Genomic DNA, 17647 nt, shown 5'->3' on the forward strand with positions numbered 1-17647 from the left:
AAATTACAACATATGCCAAGCTGGTACTTAGGAAAAATCAAATACCAACAAGAACAAGAAAACGGTGCGCTCAAGACTATCTCGGAAGCGTACCTTGTGGACGCGGTTTCATACACCGATGCCGAAGCGCGAATTTATCGCATCGTAGCTGACAACACACCTGATTTTCAAGTAAGTAGCCTTACCAAAATGAAACTCTCTGATGTATTTCATTTTGAGGATGAAGGGGGAGAAAAATGGTTTAAGTGCAAAACTTTTTACGTCTCTATCGACGATAGCAAAGGCGCTGCCAAAGAGAAAAAAATCATCAGTTACATGCTCGTCAATGCCGATAGCCCCAAGCAAGCCATCGAACGCATTGAAAAGAGTTTGGCGACGATGTTGATTCCCTACGAAATCACGGACGTGAACCTAACGCCTATTTTGGAAGTGTATCCTTATTCACCCGAAGACGAAGCACAACAAGTTCCTGCGGGTTTTCGCCCCCTCGCCGAAGTGATGGCAGAGCGCGGAGCTGAGTAATAGAAAATTGACGAGGCTGTCCTTTTTGGACAGCCTCGTTGCCTTTTAAGCAGTAGAGTACAAATTTTAGGGGATTCGCTTTGACGTAATTCACTGTTATCCAACTCAATTAACGATTAACAGATAACAATTAACCGCTCAGGCGGCCTGCGTGAGCACTTATCTTCTTCGTAATGTTTGCAAAGGCGGCATTACGGGCGTAGCGAAAGGTTGTACCTGCTTACGGTACGCACCCGCAAAATCGAGGGCTAAGTTGGAGAGATAAACCATACCTCGTTTAAAAACCAGATTGACAATCACAATATCATCGTGGGGTACTTTGTCGAAGTGTGCAGGTAGCCATTTGGGCATGTCTTTGATAATCTCCGCAATTCGGGTCAACGTCACCTTTTCGCTTTTGCTAAACTGATGCAAAACCGCCACGCTGTCGGCCTGAACTAGCAACTCAAAGGTAAACATCGACATTTCCGAACCTACGTGTATATCTTTGAGCTTCGACCGCAAATACGCCTGAAACGCGTAGTCTCCGCCTGGAAAAGTAGCAACTTCAGAAAACGGGTAAAAATCTATTTCTTCGCCATTTTCATTGTAACAATGTTTTTCCTTCCGCAAACCCGCCCAATGCGTTTCGCGGCGCTTGAGCTCGCCGTTTTCGTGGTAAACGCGCATTTCGCCCCAAAGGTCATTGTTGCGATAGTCGGCAATCCAGTACAATTGCCCCGTTGGATAATACCCCTTTGAAAACCCTTGGCGAATGCCCGCTTGGTAGTCTTTAAAGTTGGTTTCAGTCAGGAGAACTCCTTCTTTATTATACGTTTTGAGGGTAGCGAAGCGTTTTTTGCGGTCGTGAAATGTCAGTTCTTCGTCGTGGTCAACAAATTCCCGACGAATAACGGCACGCTGCAACGAATCAGGGAAAGATGCCTGAATTGCTTGAAGCGTTATTCCCCACAAAATCACCAACAATAGACTGACTTTCTTGCCCATAACTTGTAGATTTTCAAGACAGACTTAAAAACAAACACTTTGATTCAGATTAATGTAATGCCGCTAGATGCACCCTGCCGTTTTGAAAAATAAGCGAGATAGGCACAATTTCCCCTTGCGGGTTTTTATCGTAGCGGGCAGGTTTCCATTTAGGCATATCTGTGAGAATGTCTTTCAACTTATTGATTGTCATCAGATGGCTATTGGTAAACTTGTGTAACACCGCTTTCCCATCTTCTTCTATGTAAATCTCGAAATTATAGATTTGCGAAGTATTACTAGCAACAAGCTCGTTTAGTTTGGTTTGCAAATACGCTTGCAACGCCCGATCTCCGCCAGGGAAACTTGCTTTTTCCGCCAGTTCGTAGTACGGGATTTCATTGCCATCCCTGTCGTAGCAGTGTTTTCTCTTTTGAAACCCCGCACGGTACGTCTCTCGGCGCTTTAAACCTCCGTCTTCATAATATACCCGCAGCTCTCCGTGAAGTTTATTGTCGCGGTAATCTGCGAGCCAATAGAGGTTTCCGCTCGGATAATACCCCTTCGAAAACCCTTGGCGAATGCCCTCTGCGTAGTCTTTGAAGTTGGTTTCAACCAGTAAAGTTCCGTTTTTACTAAAGTGTTTTAACGTGGCAAAACGTTTTTTACGGTCATGAAACACGAGTTCTTCATCATAGTCGGCAAACGCACGGTGGCGTATCGTGCGCCACAGCGAATCGGGCGAGAAAGCTTCTACTTCTTGAAAAGCGATACCCCACAAACAAACCAACAAAACACTGATTTTCTTTAACATAGCTGTTCACCTTGACAATTTAATCAAAATTAACTGCTTTTTTTATCAATATCAATACCCATCAACCACGGGCGACTGTATTTCTGAGGCTGCCAGTCCCAGTCGTTTTTTAGCTTCTTCAAGCATCACAACGGTGGCGGTGGCACCAATACGGGTAGCGCCGAGCGCTTTCATTTTAAGCAGTTCGTCCAGTGTTCTTATCCCTCCTGCGGCCTTTACTTGCACTTCAGGCGTGCAGTTTTTGCGCATCAAACGGATATCCGCTTCTGTTGCGCCTTTGTAATTGTAACTACCGTCGGCTTGCTTGGTATAGCCGTATCCCGTCGAAGTTTTCACAAACTCCACGCCCAGGGTACTGCAGATTTTACACAGCTTAACTTTATATTTGTCTTTGGGAAGAAAATCGTTTTCGAAGATAACCTTCAAAATAGCCCCGTGTTTGTGGCATTCTTTCAGAATCGCGTAGATTTCTTTTTTGACATAGCGCCAATCTTCGCTCAGCACTTTTCCTACGTTTACCACCATGTCGATTTCGGTGGCACCGTCTTTACAAGCCTGTCGGGTTTCGGCTACTTTCAGCGCGATGGTATTGCCACCATGAGGAAACCCTACCACTGTACAGACGCCAACGTTACTTCCTTTTAGGAGTTCGGCGGCGCGTGTTACGTAGTAGGGTTTGATACAAACTGTGGCGACATCGTATTGCAATGCCAACGCACAACCTGCTTCCAATTCGGCATCGGTCAGGTGCGGTTGCAACAACGAATGATCTATCATTTTGGCCAGTTCTGAGAGAGAAGTAAACATAGCATGAACTTGTTATGGTCTTTTCTCATAAGAACGTGGCAAAGCTATCCTACTTAGAGCAAAGCTGGCTAATCACGTTATATGCTTCCACAAAACCGTATTCTCCCGACTTACTAAAGTCGTAGCAGGCTTCGTTTTTGTCGAGCAATGAAAATTTAATAACTCCTCTCAAGAAAAAGGCTTCGGCGTGGCGTGGTGCTAGTTTAATCGCACTGCTGCAATCCACCAATGCGCCTTTTTGATCACCCAACGAAGATTTCACCACCGCCCGAATAAAATAACTATCGGCGTTGGTAGGCTCAATCTCGATGGCCTTGTCTAAGTCAGCAACCGCAGATTTTCCTTCACCGATTGTATTTTTGGCAATTCCTCTTGACAAATATACCTCTGGACGGCCTGGTGACAAATCTTTAGGTTGGGTGTATTTTGTGACAATGACATCCAACAATTTGATGGTATTTTCCGTAATCAAGGTGTTATAATAAGGCAACGTATTGGCCGATGCACCGTTGATTTCGATGGCTAAGTTGTAGTCAGCCACGGCATCTTTGGGTTGCCCAAGTTTTACTTTGCAAACCCCTCTCCCATAGTAGGCCATATAATTTTGTGGGTTGATTCGCACCGATTCGTTAAAATCGGTCAGTGCTTCCGCAAACTTACCCATTTTGCTACGCGCTAATCCGCGATAATAAAACGACTCCGAGTCATTGGCATTCACTTGAATAGCTTTTGTCAAGTCAGTAATCGCGCCATTCAAGTCGTTCATGTTGGTACGCGCATTACCCCGACCTGCATAGGCCGCGTTGTAACCCAAATCAATGGCTTTGGTAAAATCGGTAATACTTCCCTTGTAGTCTTTTACGCCAATTTTGCACTGCCCGCGACTGTACCACGCTTGGGCGTTATTGGGCTCCAATACCAGTCCTTTGTCAAAGTCTTGCATGGCACGACGTTGGTCTTCCATTTTAAACCAGATTTGGCCGCGTTGAAGCAATGCTTTGGCTTCGTTAGGATTGAGTTCAATCGCAGAATTGAAGTCGCGCAATGCTCCTCCCAAATCTTCCTGAATGACTCGGCACATACCTCGGTATAAAAAGGCTTTGGCATCTTTGGATGTAATGCCAATGGCTTCATCATAATCACGCATGGCACCACGATAATCTTTGAGCGAAACCTTCAGCAAACCCCGTTGGTAGTAGCTCGGCGCGTGATCTGGATTGGTCTGAATGGCAGAGGTATAGGCTAACATGGCGCCCGATACGTCGCCTTTGGTCTGCTTCGTAAGCCCTTCTTCGTAATAGGTTTCCGCAGAATTTTGGGCAAAAGTGATATGACACGACAATAATATACCCAAAATAGGTAGTAGAGTTTTTCTCATAATTTAGCGGTTAGGATAGAAAGTACAATAATACGTCAATCAAACTATTTTTTGCAACATAACCGACATAAATATTATCAGTTTATGTCGGTTACTATTTTCGCAGGTAGGTTTTGAGTACGTCGGAATCTGGAGTATTATTTCGGAATAAAAATTGTAAAAATGGTACGTGAGTCGTTGTACGGACAACAATATCTTCCAACGGCACTTCTGGAACTCCCAATAAATCAGCCACTTCCTTCCCTAAAAGGAAACGCATCTGGGCTATTGGAAAGTTCTGTAACTGTTTTGTAGGAACCTGATTTTGAAGTACTTTCGTAAGGGCTTGGGTCAGCCCTTTCCCCGCTGTAGATGGCTTAAATTGACGGCGATAAATGGCCCTATCCAGGTGGTATGCCTCGCGCAAATCGACGGGCAAAAGGCGCTCATTGACTCCAAGTAGGTGTCCAATTATATCCCAAAAGTGCAAATACGATTCTTCGTCATTTGTTTGCGTCTTTACGTTCATTTTTCGCAACCCTCGGACAACAATATACGAAAAGGCGAGGTTTGTCCCTGCCATGTCTTCTTGGTTAATGGGAAGCCCCCAAGCCGAATCCCACTGGGCATGGTGGCTGGTAAAATACCGAACAACGGCGTGCATCAGCCTTATTTTAAGTACCTTTATCACGTTACGGCCATTGCGCCAATCTCGCTCCTGCATGATTTCAAACACAAATTCGCCCGTCTCTTCTAGCCGTTTGTAGGTGTCTTTTTTGATTCGTTCGGTCAGCCAAAGTACTTGGGCACCATTGGCAGCGGCGTAGCAATACGGGAGTGAATAGCAGCCCAACAATAACGCTATCTCGGTTTCGTGCTTCCAAAAAAAAGCCATGCCTTGCGCCATTTTTTGGGGATCTGTCCAAGGAGGTAAATGACCCTGCTGTTCAAAAAAATGAACAACTTCGGGAAGCTGCTCGGCGAGCGAAGCATTTTTTAAGTCGCCCAAAAAACGCATAAAAACAGTTAACCCCTCTCGGCCTGTTTGCTGGACTACCGCCGCTACCAATGCGTCGGCTGCGGGGTCGCCCAGTTGGCGAAAAGGGGTCAACAAAGTATCGTCAAAAATTCGCGTTTGTGCAGGTCTCATGACCTTGAAACCATTTAAACTATAAAAGGTTTGATAACGCGCGCGTTTTGTTTCTTAAGTTCGATAAAAAGACGATTGAGCATTTCTTCGTCGCGGTAAATTCCAATTATTGAGCCACCCGAACCCGTAAAAGACGCCGAAGCCCCGCAAGCGCGAGCGGTGTCGATAAGCGCTTGGTTGCGGTCGGTGATGGTCATGATTTGGGCGCGGTAGTCAAAATTTTGGTTAATCAATTCCCCCAAACGTTTAAAATCTTGGTTTTTGATGACGTCACAGCCTTGTTCAGCCACTCCCGCAATGTTTTGCAACGTTCCAACCACGTGCGGGTCGCCTTGCTCCCAACGCTCACGGATGGTATTCAGCACTTTTCCCGATACTTTACTAAGGTCAGTTTTATAAGCAATGTACAATTTGGGCAACATTCGGGGGTCAAGGGGTTCGTAGTAGCCGTACCCTTGTTTTTCGATGAGGTCTCTCGAAAAATCCATATACACACAGCCTTCGTAGCACTGAATGACGCGGTCTTGTAAACCTGCCGTAATGCCCAATTCTTCCACTTCCGATTTGAGGGCCAAGGTCGGCAACATCGGCTGCGGGATTTCGACTTTATAAAACTGCATCAACGCCCGAAGCGTAGCTACCACAATGGCGCTAGAACCCGCCAAACCCACTTGGCGCGGGATGGTCGTACGGTAGCGAACGGTAAAGTTTTTATTGGAAAGTTTAATCCCCTCTTTGTCGCAATACTCAACAAACTTCTTAATGGACGCTTTCACCAACGGAACACCTCCGTGGTAGCCAAGCGTACTGATCGTATCGCGCAGGTGGAAGATGTTTTTGTAAATGTGAGTATCTTGTACTTGGGGTTCAATCTGTAGCTCAGGCGATTCGTACAGCGTAATAGAAGCGCCAAAATTGCGCACCGAAATTGAAATTGTTTTCCCAAAATATCCATCGGAAGGGTTTCCTAGAAGCCCAGCACGGGCATAAGCACGAGTTTCAATCATTTTTTGTGTGTCTGTCACGCCGTAAGCGACTTTCGCTTTCAGCAACCGCAAATTAACAACAAAAAAGCGAAGGCTGCTACCTTCGCTTTCTCATCTTTGGTTAACTTCCCGAAAGTTTATATTTTCGGGAAGTTGTTATTTACCAAAAGTAGGATCCTTAGTTTTTCTTTTTTGTGGTAATAATAATCACTCCATTCTTCCCTTTGTCACCATACGTCGTCGTTGCCGACTCGTTTTTCAATACCGAAATATTGTCAATTTCACTGGGATTTAGCTTCTTTTCAAGTTCTTCATAATTTATTTCTTTACCATCCAGTATGTAAAGTGGTTGTTCCTTCAAAGGGCTTCCCTTTCCATTAAAAATAATTTTTACGGGGCCATCCGTAAGTGTGGAATTTGCAGCCACTTTTCCAAACTCAAACCCAATTGGCAATTGGTATGAGAGGGCTACAGGTTTACCGTTTTGCTTGGCAGGCGTCCAGTTGGGCATGATACCCATGATACGCATTGCTTCTTCATCGCACCCAAAACCAATCCCTTTTACGACATGAGGGTCTTTCACCACTCCGTTTTCATCAATCGTAAATTCTATAAATACTTTTCCTTCTACATGCGCACGGCGAGCTGCTGCGGGATATTTGAGGTTAGTAGATAAAAAATCACTCAGGCCTCTTACGCCACCTGGGAACTCAGGGTTTTGTTCTGCCTTGGTGAAAATAGTCCCTTCTTTCGACATCGTTGGGGCAGTTTGTCCACCCTGCACCTGACGCCCGCCACCGCTTTGTGATGGAATGGGTTCACCAACGACCGTAACACCTTTCAACTCTGCTATTTCGGGAATCATAACTACATTCTGTTCTCCTTGCAAAGCATCAAGTACCTGCATTTTGAATCCAATAAAAGAAAAAGCCAATTGTTTTCCACGGGCAACATTTATCGCATAATTTCCCTGCGCGTCGGTGATTGTTCCTCGTTGTAAGTTCACCACAACGATACTGACCCCAGGTAGTCCTTTACCGTCAGACGTTACTACTTTTCCTCTTACCACAAACTCCTCACCTGGGTTTACCAACGTTTGTACTGGAGTAGCGCTACGGGCCGCCACCAATACCACCAGACCAATCACAACGGGGACAACCATTAAATAACGGCCCAATACCCATTTAGAACTACGTTTTTTTGTCAACATGGCAATTCTGCTTTTCAATTGTTTTACATCAAAAAAATTATTTGTTAATGTCTGTGGCGATACCCCCAGTGCGTAGCCAGCCAACGTATAGGCATAGCTTAAACGGTCACCGTTGGTCGCGTTTTCATCGGCTATAAATTCATGGATTTCTTTCAGCGAGCGCTTATAAAAAATCAAAATTGGGTTAAACCATAAGAGCGCTTGAACCACTTCGACCCATAGCAAATCCCAACTATGGCGCTGTTGGATATGCACAAGTTCATGGCTTACAACGACTTGCCCATAAACGCTGGCATCCTTTTGGTTTAATACTAAGTAATTAAAGAAAGAGAAAGAGCTCATCGACGAATCATCGACGGTCACAAGTACACAGTCTCCAAAAGGTTGGTGCTCACCTGCACGAACCATCTTAAAAATTTGAGAAAGTCGCCAAATCAATCGGCCTAACATAAACAAAACACCGACTAAATAGGCCATTAAAATGCCCTGTTCGAGGGTGAATAGTGGCGGTTTTTCAACCTGAATAACACCTCCGCTCACGGCTCCTAGCGCCATTACCTGCATCGGTACTTGCTCATGCGCCGCTTCGGGAAGCACCACCCAAGGCGCGAGACAAGAGAGCCCCATGACCAGTAACAAGTAGATACGGTTTGCGGTGAAATAGGTATGCTTACGCAGCAAACCCCAATATAAGGCGTAGAACAACACTAGCCCAAAGCTGACTTTGAGGAGATAAGAAAAGAATAACATGGCTTAGGTTAAGTTAGAAATAGTATGGTGTTTTGAACTTCCCGAAAGTTTTACCTTTCGGGAAGTTACGAGCTTGAAGCGACGCGATTGCCGCCAACAGAAGAAGGCTTACGCCCTTGAAATGCGATTACTTACCGCCTTCCTGAAGCAACTTAATAATTTCATCGGCATCCTGAACACTTAGGTCTTTGTCTTGAACAAAATACGACACTAAGTCTTTCACTGAGCCACTGAAGTAATTGGACATCAACTTATTAGCTTCATAGGCACGGTAATCTTCCTTTGAAATAATGGGAAAATACTCGTACGTCTTACCACTAATCGGGCGGTGCGCAATGAAACCCTTTTGTTCCAAAATTCGGATAAAGGTAGAGATGGTATTGTACGCTGGTTTTGGCGTCGGAAAACGCTCCAGGACATTCCATACTACGCCTTTGCCCAAATCCCATAGGATTTGCATTACTTGTTCTTCGGCTTTGGTCAACTCTCTCATGGTTCTCAAAAAGTAGGTTAAAAAATAAAATAATAGACAAATATAAACTATCCGTGTAGTTTTTGCAATTAAAATTTTATTAAATTTTTAGGTCTTGCAAAAAACATTCATTTTAGCGCATTTATTTACGTTTTTGGCCTCTGAGGGCAACAACCGCTATTTCGACACTTGCTCCTCCTGGGAGGTTGTTTACTCCAACCGTGGTGCGGGCTGGGAAATTTCCACTAAAATATTTCCCATAGATGTCATTTATTTTTTGAAAATAGGAGACGTCTTTTAAATAAATAGTTGTATTGACAATATCATCCATCGTCAGACCCGCCGCCGATAGTATCGCTTTGATATTGTCCATGACCTGTGTCGCCTCGGCTTCGAAGCCTCCTGAGACCAGCTGGCGAGATTGTGGGTTCAATCCTATTTGTCCTGCAACAAAAATTAGCCCATTGGCTTCTACTGCTTGACTGTAGGGCGCGATTGGAACAGGAGCTTGATCGGTCTTAATAATTTTTTTCTGAGCAAAAATGCTCAAACTACTCAAAAACAAAGCAAAAATAAGGGCAAAGGGCTTCATAGAATTGGATTTATAACACATTCTGTCGATAATATACCGCAGACTACTAATTTTGCTTTCCAAATTCTGTTTTTTTTTACTAAAAACCAATTTTATGAGCTTACAAACTCTTACCGAGAAAGTAAAAACACTGGTTGGCACTGACAGTGGCCTTGATGCGAGCTTCAAGTTCGTCACCGACGAGGGTGTTGTGTTTGTTGACACGAAGCAAGTTCCGAACATTGTCTCAAACGAAGACTTAGAAACCGACTGTGCCATGGAAATCACTACTAAAAACGCCTTGGATCTCATTAATGGTGACCTTAATCCGATGATGGGTTACATGATGGGTAAGTTCAAAATTAAAGGCGATATGGCTGTAGCGATGAAAATTGCACAAACTTTTGGTAGCTAAACTAAAAAAGCGGGCTTGGTATGCCAAGCCCGCTTTTAGGAGTTAGATTAAAAAACTACTCTTTGTCATTTTTGCTACTCTGTACTTCCGAACGTATTGTTTGGGCTAAATTCTTCAACTCCTGCATTCCTTTACGGACGCGTGTTCCAGCTGCTTGGTTACCCTTGCTGTAGAATTTATCAAAGTCAGCTTCAAGGCTTAACACGAGATTCTTGACTTCATCAAATCTTGCCATAATAATGTACGGTTTTTGGTTTTATAAAGTGTCCTAAACGCCTAAAACAGCGTGTTTTGGCCGAAATTTAGTAATTCTACCCTGAAACACAACAGAAATAATCAAAAAACTAATAAAAATAATGCAATTTCTTAGCCAAAACAAAACAAAATTCACATAACCACCTCAAATACAGGAAGTTATACAACATTATAAATTTACTTAATTTTAAACCTTTTTCCTCAAAAACGCCCTAATTCGCTCAAAAAGGCACATTTCTGAAATTAACGCGGGAAGGAGGGTTCTTGTTTTACACGCATCGCTTGGTTGAGGTGACGTTGGTGGTGTGCTACCACAAACAGAAAAACATCACCCAGACGAAATTTGAGCAAAGCCGTAAAAGGAGAAATAATTTTTTGGTTCCAATCGACACCTTCGGAGCTTTCAAGGCTATTTTCTAAATCCTGAAGAATCATAAAATACCTTTCCAACACTTTTGGCGCATCCAAATGATACGGTTTTGGTTTGAACATTCCAGGTGAAGGGATTTTTCGCTGCGAAGCAGGGTCCACAAAACCAAGCATCATTTTACCGTTGAAACTCATCTCAAAGTCCGTTGCAGAAGAGCGGATTGGCGTTTGTGAAAATTTAAGTTTCAATTGGTTTGTATAGTATTGACTGGCCGCATTGAGATGTACCAAACATTCCAAAACTCCCCAACGCTCGGGGGCTGGTTTCCACAGCAGTTGCGCCTCTGAAAGCGTTTTAAACTCCAGCGAAACGGTTTGACGAATCTGCTGAATATCTTTTAGAAGTTGTTGTCTTGTCTCTGCAATGTTCATTTTAGCTCAATTGTTCACGCGTTTTTTTGGGTAACGACGCCACTACAAGTTCGTATGAATGATCAATCCAATCGCGTATGAGGGCATCTTTGACCGAGCCATCCACAACCACGGTATTCCAGTGTTTTTTATTCATGTGAAAACCTGGGCGCACACAATCATACTCTTCACGAAGCTGAAGGGCGCGTTCGGGATCACATTTAAGATTGATACTCAAAGGAGTTGAATCAAGCGAACTGAGTGCGAAAATTTTTCCCACTACTTTATAAACCAGTGTTTCATCTCCAAACGGAAACTCCTCTGTCACACCAGCTTTCGACAAACAATACGCTTGTAAGGTCTCAATGTTCATTCCTAACCTATCTTGTAAAGAAGCGATACAACATCACGCCAAGGCACAACAAAAACATGACGATAGAAATACGGTTGATGCCGTGCATCACGCGGAGGGAAGCCGTACTAGGCCGCGAAGGGTCTGGTTTTTGAAACACCCGCAGAAAGTATCCGAATACTTCTCCCAACTGCAAAAATTCAACAATTTTTTTCATTTCTGTACTGTGTTAAGTTAACTCCAACGCTTCGGGTTCAAACCATTTGGCGTCTTCTTTGATTAAATTAATCAATTCATCGACTGCCGCTGCCGCAGTCACCGACTTTTTGACAACCTGCTGGCCACGATACAAGGCTATTTTATCTTTACCAATCCCCACGTATCCGTAATCAGCATCGGCCATTTCGCCTGGACCATTTACAATGCAACCCATGATACCAATCTTCACTCCTTTGAGGTGATCGGTCCGTTTGCGAATCATGGCGGTGGTTTCTTGCAAATCAAACAACGTTCGTCCACACGACGGGCACGAAATGTATTCCGTTTTTGACATTCGCGTACGAGCCGCTTGAAGAATGCCAAAACCAATGCTATTTTGTTGTTTTGCCAATCCTAAATCGGTCTGAACCGCACTTAGCATAATACCGTCGCCCATCCCATCCACGAGTAAACCTCCACAATCGGTCGCGGCAAAAAGCGAAAGTTCGTCGAAATTATTTCCTGAATAAGTACGTTGAATAATGACGGGAATAGTTACGTTCTTATCCATTAAATCAATCATAAAACGACGCATTTCGGGCATAGCGTGCGCATTTTGACTTTCTAGTACCAAAACCACTGGAATATTCCCAAGCGTTTCGGCTGACAATGGCGCACTTGTATCCACCTTTACAAAATTCAAGATGGAACTTTGCTCTTCGGCAACAATAAACTCATTAAGCGTAAACAGTGGAAACTTATGTTCACGGTCCGACTGGGTTTTCCACGTTTCGTAATCCATGATTTCTTTCAATCCCATGGGCAACATAAACGGCACAGGACGCGCACCTGAGTAGATAAAATCAGCGCCAATGTCGTTCATTTTCCATTTGTCGGGAACGGGCAAAAAGAAATGCCCAATGCTGCGCAAGTCTTCGTATTGTTCAACCGCAATTTGTGAAAAATCAGCAATCACCCGTGGCACGTTTCCGCCCCCGAAATTATAGACTTCCTGCGTTTTGCGACGGCTGTATTGAAAAGGATTAATCGGTGAAATTGCCAACGGAGCGATAGGCTTACTTACTTTCGCCCGTTGCGTATATCGGTCAATGAGCGATTTTGCTACGGGTGCTTCAAATTCGGGGTCTTCAGTCAAAGAAACGCGAACGGTATCCCCTAGCCCATCTTCCAACAGAGTTCCGATGCCAACGGCCGACTTGATACGACCATCTTCACCCTCCCCTGCTTCTGTCACGCCCAAATGTAACGGATACGGCTTTAACCCTTCGGCATCAAGTCGGTGGACGAGCAAACGGTACGCCTCTACCATCACCAAAGGATTACTCGACTTCATCGAAAGCACCACTTGGTCGTAGTTAAATTCCTCGCAAATCCGCAAAAACTCCAACGCCGACTCCACCATTCCCAACGGTGAATCACCGTAACGGCTCATGATACGGTCAGACAACGAACCATGGTTCGTACCAATCCGCATGGCCGTTCCGTACTCCTTACAAATATTTATTAATGGTATAAATTTTTCACGAATACGTTCCAATTCACGCTGGTATTCATCTTCGGTATAGTCGATGATTTCAAAGCGTTTTTTATCGGCATAGTTCCCTGGATTGATGCGCACCTTTTCCACAATACGAGCTGCTAACTCAGCCGCATTGGGCGTAAAGTGAATATCGGCAACGAGTGGCACTTCGTAACCGCGCGCGCGCAATCCTTTGCGAATATTTTCTAAGTTTTGGGCTTCTTTCACGCTTGGCGCCGTGATGCGTACGTACTCGCAACCCGACTCCACCATCCGAATTACCTGCTCAATCGACCCTTCGGTGTTCATGGTATCGACGGTAGTCATGGACTGAACCCGAATTGGGTAGTCAGAACCCATAGGAACACCCCCAATATTGACCGTGATGGTTTTACGGCGAGAATACTCGGTCAACGAGTTAGCGTATTGATACGACTTAATCGCGTCTTGAAGCGATACGGTGTCGTTGATGATTGTCATAAGCAAGAGTACATTTTGCAGTGAGCGATAAGCCTCACCCGTTTAACGCGACAAAATTACTGATAAAACCCCAAAGAAGCAGGGATTGTTTTTAGCCCAACACCGAAAGCATCGTTTGGCATTTCATTTCGGTTTCTTGCCATTCTTTTTCGGGTTCCGAATCTTCCGTGATTCCTCCTCCAGCGTAGAGCGTCGCTACGTTGTTTTGAATTTTCATACAACGCAAATTCACAAAAAGATGGGTTTCGTTTCCAACGTTTACTGGCCCCAAATACCCGCTGTAAAACTCACGGTTGTAGCCCTCGTGTTGTTGAATAAACGCCAATGCTTCCATCTTGGGCATCCCACACACCGCCGATGTCGGGTGGAGCAATTCCAGCATCACCGTTCCTAGTTCAGGGAAATTTATCGTCTTAGTATCCACCAAATAGTCGCTTCGAAGGTGCATCAGATTTCCAGCAACGACCGTTTTTGGGCCTTCTTCGAGGTACTCACGAACCCGAATTTTTTTGAAACACGAAATAATGTAACGCCCTACCAAGGCTTGTTCTTCAATCTCTTTTTGGGTCCAAGCCGCTTTTTTGACGGAAATCGGCGCGCCAGAAGCATCAAAAGCCGACTGCGTACCCGCCAACGATACTGTCCGAAAAATACCTTCTTTATCGACACTCACCAAGGTTTCGGGCGTGGCGCCCAACCAAACTTGGTCAAGCTGCGGCAAATACACCATTGACACGAATGCCGTAGGGTATTTTTCGCACAGGCGTTCAAAGACTTCTGAGAATGTAAAATCAGTTGCCAATTCAACCTGCTTTACTCGCGAAAAAACAACTTTTTTGAATGCTCCTGCCTCAATCGCCTTTATTGCTTTTTGAACCGCCTCCAAGTACGCAAAGTTTGGCAATTCGGGTTGACGTGGGCTATCAGAAGCTATCACCAACGAAGAAGCATTCGCTGGTCGATTTCGGTAATGATTATACCATTTTTCACGGTTGGGAGCAGACAAATAGGCACTTTCTTGCTCCAACGTCGCCTCTCCATTTTCATCAAAACGAAAATACAAATCGGCTTCAATAAAGAGCGAATTATCTCCTTCGATGTTTAGAAACGGGCTCATGGCAAAGCCCGCGGGCAGCTCATCAAGCATCATTCGCGTACGAGGGAGCTCTGACCCAAAATTAACAATGAGGTGCTTGTCTTTCTGGTGTGGAAGCCGCCACAGCGCTGCCGCAAAGCCTAACTCACGGGTGCTTTGCCACGCAGAAAGTGGATGTAAGCTGTGATCAAAAAGGGAAGAAGCCCCTGTTGTTTTTAGTTTGTCTGACATCATACTCACCTAACACTTTTTAAAGTAAAAGTGTGCCTTATTTTGGGCAAAAACATTTACTCATAAAAGTACAAAGGAGCACAATTTGTTCGACAAAAGGCACTTTTTGTGACATAAATCTAAATGCGACTACTCTACCCCTTCCTTTTAGCTGGTTAAAAGTAGAGGTAGAATAGTCCCAAAAATGAATAGAAAACTAGCCCATCAACTACGACCGATTCACACCGAGCGTATTCGCATTCGTCATAATCGCATTTGTCATATTAGTGCCGCGTAGATTGGCTTGTATCAAGACAGCATTGGTAAAGTTTGCGTTGCTCAAATTCGCATTGACTAATTGAGCTTTGCTGAGATAGGCACCTGTGAAATCAGCTCCACTGAGGTTAATCCCTGTGAGGTTCATGGAGGCTAAATTGGCTTTTACAAAAGATTTCCCTTGTGCGTAAGCCTCTTCAATACATAATTGAAAAAACTATCAAATGAATGTAATTACAGCACCTGCACACTCGTAGCTTGTGGCCCTTTGGGTCCATTTATAATTTCAAAAGTTACTCTCTGACCTTCTACTAGTTTTTGTAGTTGGTTAAAAATTACTGTCACTATTGGCTCACTTTGACTTTGCATTAATTTATTTAGGTGATTGTTTACTTATTTGATAATTTTCAAACTTAGCACTTTTTATTAAGTAAGTACCAAATTGAATTTCATAAGTAATGTCTCACGTTTGTTTAAATTATTTATTTCTTAATTCTACAAAGACCCTTTTAGCAGCGGCCTTAAATGTTTCAAACACCCCTGTACCATTAGTAGCAATCGCCTCAAATCCTTGGACGTTATTGAGATTCAGTGTTGACCGTATTTCATCCGCACTGACTTTGTCAGGCACATCTACTTTATTAAACTGAATCAATAATGGGCGTTGAATACCGTCGGATTCGGGGAAATTACTTTGTAATATTTCCATCGATTTCTTATTAGCTTCTATCTTCGACTTCTGCGAATCTGCTATAAAAACGACGGCATCTGCATTTTCAAGGGCTTTCTTTATATTCTCCGAATTAGGCATATCGCTAGACGCTGTGCAAAGGTGGTATGACAATTTAAATCCACGAATTGCCCCTACTTCTTCGTATATAAAATCACAAGAAACAATTTTGTCATCTCCTACAAATTCAGAAACTATCTTCCCTCTGTTATTTGGACTTATTTTATTAAATACAAAATCCAAGTTCGTTCCTTTCCCAGAAAACTTACAACCGAAATAAACAATCTTTACTTCAATTGTCTTTTTTGAATAATTAATAAAACTCATATATTTATTTTAAAAAATTAAAAAAATTATTTCAATTTCATTTGTTGGTTGTTTTTAAAACAATCAACAAATGAAATTATTTTTCGCTGTTTTACAAAAAAAGCTTTGTGAAGGATAAACTAAGCCCCAAGAGCAATCTTACATTGAACCACACAGGCTTTCTATTTTCTTTTTAAGCGTCTCAGCATTAAAAGGTTTCACTAAATAATTACCAACTCCTACCTCCTTTGCAGCAATGACATTTCCAGTTGAGCTTTCAGCTGTTACCATAATGAAGAGAGTACCTTGGAGTTCACTGTCGTTTCGTATCTCTTTGAGTAATTGTAAACCTGTCATTGGCTCCATATTCTCGTCTGAAATAACAAGATTATACTTACTTTCGCGCAAGCGTTGTAAAGCTGATATTGCGTCTGATGCTTCTTCGACATCTATTACACCAATCTGGACCAACAAGTTACAATGATTTTATTCATAGTACTATTTAAACAAAATAATCAAATAAACTATCCGAGACGTGGATAAATTCCATCTACACAAATCATATAGTGGATAAAGTTATCACCACTATAAGTTTTATTATCACTTTTAAATTTTCCAATTTTAGGCAAATAAAAAGTATTTCTAGAATCGCCATTGTAAGTCTCACTCAATAAACTATACAAATAAAGATTATCCTGAATATTCATTATTTTACCATCACATAGCTCCCATCCTATGGGAGCATAATCTATTACAGTTGGATAAATGAAACCTATGTAATAATCCTCATGATCTTGAGTAGCGACGAGGTATCGAATAGTATTACCGTATTTATCATAAACCGTATCAGGTATATTAGGAGTACCATTTTTGCCATTACAAAGCGCCCAGTCTTTGGGAATAAATTTTCCTACAAAAAGTGCAACTTGACCTTTTCTTGCCATGATTGTTTGTTTTTAAATTGTAAAAGTATTATTAATAATAAATACCTCCTTACTGACTACTAACGCATAGGATAATTTCCCTTCACACAAATAATATATCTAGCATCTCCTAGATTAGGTATTTTCGGTAGGGCAAAATTTGTAGTTCCGTCTCCACCGTAACGGTTTCTTAACAAAGTAAAAATCGATCCGTTGCCTTGAATAGACATTATTCTACCGTCACAATCTAGCCAATTCTCTGGTGTTATTGCATTAGCACAAAGCATTATTGTACCTATATATTCGTCAAAATCCATAAAATAAAAAATTATAAAAAAAGTGCCTCCATTATCGCATTTTGGCTTTGCGTTGTTTACATTACTTGTACAATCTTCAATTAGTGATTCACCTAAGGTATTGAGATCCATATTGCTCCCATGTTTTTCAGCAAACATCCTCGCAGTCAATACCCTTTAAGTAA

The 17647-nt window shown here is 42.9% G+C and carries 23 protein-coding genes; 2 read left to right on the plus strand and 21 right to left on the minus strand.

Translation table 11 applies throughout. The features are described from left to right. Positions 1 to 12: 12 nt before the first annotated feature. Positions 13 to 522, plus strand: coding sequence for a DUF4494 domain-containing protein (locus FHS57_RS27370; RefSeq protein WP_028523071.1), 510 nt, complete (start codon positions 13 to 15; stop codon positions 520 to 522). A 159-nt stretch (positions 523 to 681) separates the two neighbouring features. Here the strand turns inward: FHS57_RS27370 and FHS57_RS27375 are convergent, their stop codons facing one another. The 9 genes from FHS57_RS27375 to FHS57_RS27415 form a co-directional block, all read right to left on the minus strand. Further along, positions 682 to 1509: a toxin-antitoxin system YwqK family antitoxin gene (locus FHS57_RS27375; protein WP_183979312.1), complete on the minus strand. Its 828-nt coding sequence runs from the start codon at positions 1507 to 1509 to the stop codon at positions 682 to 684. 49 nt (positions 1510 to 1558) lie between these two features. Then, complete coding sequence (locus FHS57_RS27380) at positions 1559 to 2302, minus strand: toxin-antitoxin system YwqK family antitoxin (RefSeq protein ID WP_183979313.1); 744 nt, start codon at positions 2300 to 2302, stop codon at positions 1559 to 1561. Positions 2303 to 2353: 51 nt separating this feature from the next. Next, positions 2354 to 3109 (minus strand): deoxyribose-phosphate aldolase, encoded by a 756-nt coding sequence (gene deoC, locus FHS57_RS27385; protein ID WP_183979314.1) that lies wholly within the window; start codon positions 3107 to 3109, stop codon positions 2354 to 2356. 49 nt (positions 3110 to 3158) lie between these two features. Beyond that, positions 3159 to 4487, minus strand: a complete 1329-nt coding sequence (locus FHS57_RS27390) for a tetratricopeptide repeat protein (RefSeq protein ID WP_183979315.1) — start codon at positions 4485 to 4487, stop codon at positions 3159 to 3161. A gap of 94 nt (positions 4488 to 4581) precedes the next feature. Next, the gene (locus tag FHS57_RS27395; protein WP_183979316.1) at positions 4582 to 5616 is read right to left on the minus strand and encodes an oxygenase MpaB family protein; all 1035 of its coding nucleotides are present in this window, start codon (positions 5614 to 5616) and stop codon (positions 4582 to 4584) included. Positions 5617 to 5630: 14 nt separating this feature from the next. Next, positions 5631 to 6623, minus strand: coding sequence for a mevalonate kinase family protein (locus FHS57_RS27400; RefSeq protein ID WP_183979317.1), 993 nt, complete (start codon positions 6621 to 6623; stop codon positions 5631 to 5633). A gap of 157 nt (positions 6624 to 6780) precedes the next feature. Then, positions 6781 to 8562, minus strand: a complete 1782-nt coding sequence (locus tag FHS57_RS27405; protein WP_183979318.1) for a M56 family metallopeptidase — start codon at positions 8560 to 8562, stop codon at positions 6781 to 6783. Positions 8563 to 8689: 127 nt separating this feature from the next. Next, complete coding sequence (locus FHS57_RS27410) at positions 8690 to 9055, minus strand: BlaI/MecI/CopY family transcriptional regulator (protein ID WP_122931478.1); 366 nt, start codon at positions 9053 to 9055, stop codon at positions 8690 to 8692. 121 nt (positions 9056 to 9176) lie between these two features. Further along, entirely contained in the window at positions 9177 to 9626 is a 450-nt protein-coding gene (locus FHS57_RS27415) for a RidA family protein (protein WP_183979320.1), read from the minus strand. A gap of 94 nt (positions 9627 to 9720) precedes the next feature. Between FHS57_RS27415 and FHS57_RS27420 the strand changes: the two genes are divergently transcribed. Continuing rightward, entirely contained in the window at positions 9721 to 10020 is a 300-nt protein-coding gene (locus tag FHS57_RS27420; protein WP_183979321.1) for an SCP2 sterol-binding domain-containing protein, read from the plus strand. A 55-nt stretch (positions 10021 to 10075) separates the two neighbouring features. Here FHS57_RS27420 and FHS57_RS27425 read toward each other — a convergent pair whose 3' ends face one another. From FHS57_RS27425 to FHS57_RS31710, 12 genes are all read right to left on the minus strand, one after another. Beyond that, entirely contained in the window at positions 10076 to 10255 is a 180-nt protein-coding gene (locus FHS57_RS27425; RefSeq protein ID WP_122931480.1) for a BF3379 family histone-like protein, read from the minus strand. Between the two features lie 263 nt (positions 10256 to 10518). Continuing rightward, positions 10519 to 11076 (minus strand): DinB family protein, encoded by a 558-nt coding sequence (locus tag FHS57_RS27430; protein ID WP_183979322.1) that lies wholly within the window; start codon positions 11074 to 11076, stop codon positions 10519 to 10521. A 1-nt stretch (position 11077) separates the two neighbouring features. Then, a complete protein-coding gene (locus tag FHS57_RS27435) occupies positions 11078 to 11428 on the minus strand; it encodes an MmcQ/YjbR family DNA-binding protein (RefSeq protein WP_183979323.1) in 351 nt (116 codons plus the stop codon). Between the two features lie 7 nt (positions 11429 to 11435). Then, on the minus strand, positions 11436 to 11624 hold the full coding sequence (locus FHS57_RS27440) for a DUF6728 family protein (protein WP_183979324.1): 189 nt from the start codon (positions 11622 to 11624) through the stop codon (positions 11436 to 11438). 12 nt (positions 11625 to 11636) lie between these two features. After that, the gene (gene ispG, locus FHS57_RS27445) at positions 11637 to 13625 is read right to left on the minus strand and encodes a (E)-4-hydroxy-3-methylbut-2-enyl-diphosphate synthase (RefSeq protein ID WP_183979325.1); all 1989 of its coding nucleotides are present in this window, start codon (positions 13623 to 13625) and stop codon (positions 11637 to 11639) included. A gap of 91 nt (positions 13626 to 13716) precedes the next feature. Then, entirely contained in the window at positions 13717 to 14955 is a 1239-nt protein-coding gene (locus tag FHS57_RS27450) for a chorismate-binding protein (protein ID WP_229601471.1), read from the minus strand. Between the two features lie 205 nt (positions 14956 to 15160). Next, positions 15161 to 15409: a pentapeptide repeat-containing protein gene (locus FHS57_RS27455; protein WP_310587019.1), complete on the minus strand. Its 249-nt coding sequence runs from the start codon at positions 15407 to 15409 to the stop codon at positions 15161 to 15163. A 32-nt stretch (positions 15410 to 15441) separates the two neighbouring features. After that, positions 15442 to 15576 (minus strand): cold-shock protein, encoded by a 135-nt coding sequence (locus FHS57_RS32215; protein ID WP_183979327.1) that lies wholly within the window; start codon positions 15574 to 15576, stop codon positions 15442 to 15444. 109 nt (positions 15577 to 15685) lie between these two features. Next, positions 15686 to 16264 carry an ADP-ribosylation factor-like protein gene (locus FHS57_RS27465; RefSeq protein WP_183979328.1) on the minus strand — a complete coding sequence of 193 codons (579 nt, stop codon included), beginning with the start codon at positions 16262 to 16264 and terminating at the stop codon, positions 15686 to 15688. A 138-nt stretch (positions 16265 to 16402) separates the two neighbouring features. Next, positions 16403 to 16714 carry a response regulator gene (locus tag FHS57_RS27470; RefSeq protein ID WP_221225747.1) on the minus strand — a complete coding sequence of 104 codons (312 nt, stop codon included), beginning with the start codon at positions 16712 to 16714 and terminating at the stop codon, positions 16403 to 16405. Positions 16715 to 16767: 53 nt separating this feature from the next. Next, positions 16768 to 17187, minus strand: coding sequence for a tail fiber protein (locus tag FHS57_RS27475; protein ID WP_183979332.1), 420 nt, complete (start codon positions 17185 to 17187; stop codon positions 16768 to 16770). 59 nt (positions 17188 to 17246) lie between these two features. Then, positions 17247 to 17594 (minus strand): phage tail protein, encoded by a 348-nt coding sequence (locus FHS57_RS31710; RefSeq protein ID WP_221225748.1) that lies wholly within the window; start codon positions 17592 to 17594, stop codon positions 17247 to 17249. Between the last annotated feature and the right edge of the window lie 53 nt (positions 17595 to 17647).

Source organism: Runella defluvii, from assembly GCF_014195535.1.
GTDB classification, from domain to species: domain Bacteria; phylum Bacteroidota; class Bacteroidia; order Cytophagales; family Spirosomataceae; genus Runella; species Runella defluvii.

Excerpts from the sequence above, each read along its gene's own strand:
- FHS57_RS32215 (WP_183979327.1), bottom strand. The coding sequence starts at position 15,576 with ATGCAAAGTCAAAGTGAGCCAATAGTGACAGTAATTTTTAACCAACTA.
- FHS57_RS27410 (WP_122931478.1), bottom strand. The coding sequence starts at position 9,055 with ATGAGAGAGTTGACCAAAGCCGAAGAACAAGTAATGCAAATCCTATGG.
- FHS57_RS27375 (WP_183979312.1), bottom strand. The coding sequence starts at position 1,509 with ATGGGCAAGAAAGTCAGTCTATTGTTGGTGATTTTGTGGGGAATAACG.
- ispG (WP_183979325.1), bottom strand. The coding sequence starts at position 13,625 with ATGACAATCATCAACGACACCGTATCGCTTCAAGACGCGATTAAGTCG.
- FHS57_RS27450 (WP_229601471.1), bottom strand. The coding sequence starts at position 14,955 with ATGATGTCAGACAAACTAAAAACAACAGGGGCTTCTTCCCTTTTTGAT.
- FHS57_RS27465 (WP_183979328.1), bottom strand. The coding sequence starts at position 16,264 with ATGAGTTTTATTAATTATTCAAAAAAGACAATTGAAGTAAAGATTGTT.
- FHS57_RS27475 (WP_183979332.1), bottom strand. The coding sequence starts at position 17,187 with ATGGCAAGAAAAGGTCAAGTTGCACTTTTTGTAGGAAAATTTATTCCC.
- FHS57_RS27425 (WP_122931480.1), bottom strand. The coding sequence starts at position 10,255 with ATGGCAAGATTTGATGAAGTCAAGAATCTCGTGTTAAGCCTTGAAGCT.
- FHS57_RS31710 (WP_221225748.1), bottom strand. The coding sequence starts at position 17,594 with ATGGATCTCAATACCTTAGGTGAATCACTAATTGAAGATTGTACAAGT.
- FHS57_RS27430 (WP_183979322.1), bottom strand. The coding sequence starts at position 11,076 with ATGAACATTGCAGAGACAAGACAACAACTTCTAAAAGATATTCAGCAG.
- FHS57_RS27440 (WP_183979324.1), bottom strand. The coding sequence starts at position 11,624 with ATGAAAAAAATTGTTGAATTTTTGCAGTTGGGAGAAGTATTCGGATAC.
- FHS57_RS27400 (WP_183979317.1), bottom strand. The coding sequence starts at position 6,623 with ATGATTGAAACTCGTGCTTATGCCCGTGCTGGGCTTCTAGGAAACCCT.
- FHS57_RS27390 (WP_183979315.1), bottom strand. The coding sequence starts at position 4,487 with ATGAGAAAAACTCTACTACCTATTTTGGGTATATTATTGTCGTGTCAT.
- FHS57_RS27395 (WP_183979316.1), bottom strand. The coding sequence starts at position 5,616 with ATGAGACCTGCACAAACGCGAATTTTTGACGATACTTTGTTGACCCCT.
- FHS57_RS27415 (WP_183979320.1), bottom strand. The coding sequence starts at position 9,626 with ATGAAGCCCTTTGCCCTTATTTTTGCTTTGTTTTTGAGTAGTTTGAGC.
- deoC (WP_183979314.1), bottom strand. The coding sequence starts at position 3,109 with ATGTTTACTTCTCTCTCAGAACTGGCCAAAATGATAGATCATTCGTTG.
- FHS57_RS27420 (WP_183979321.1), top strand. The coding sequence starts at position 9,721 with ATGAGCTTACAAACTCTTACCGAGAAAGTAAAAACACTGGTTGGCACT.
- FHS57_RS27435 (WP_183979323.1), bottom strand. The coding sequence starts at position 11,428 with ATGAACATTGAGACCTTACAAGCGTATTGTTTGTCGAAAGCTGGTGTG.
- FHS57_RS27370 (WP_028523071.1), top strand. The coding sequence starts at position 13 with ATGCCAAGCTGGTACTTAGGAAAAATCAAATACCAACAAGAACAAGAA.
- FHS57_RS27380 (WP_183979313.1), bottom strand. The coding sequence starts at position 2,302 with ATGTTAAAGAAAATCAGTGTTTTGTTGGTTTGTTTGTGGGGTATCGCT.
- FHS57_RS27405 (WP_183979318.1), bottom strand. The coding sequence starts at position 8,562 with ATGTTATTCTTTTCTTATCTCCTCAAAGTCAGCTTTGGGCTAGTGTTG.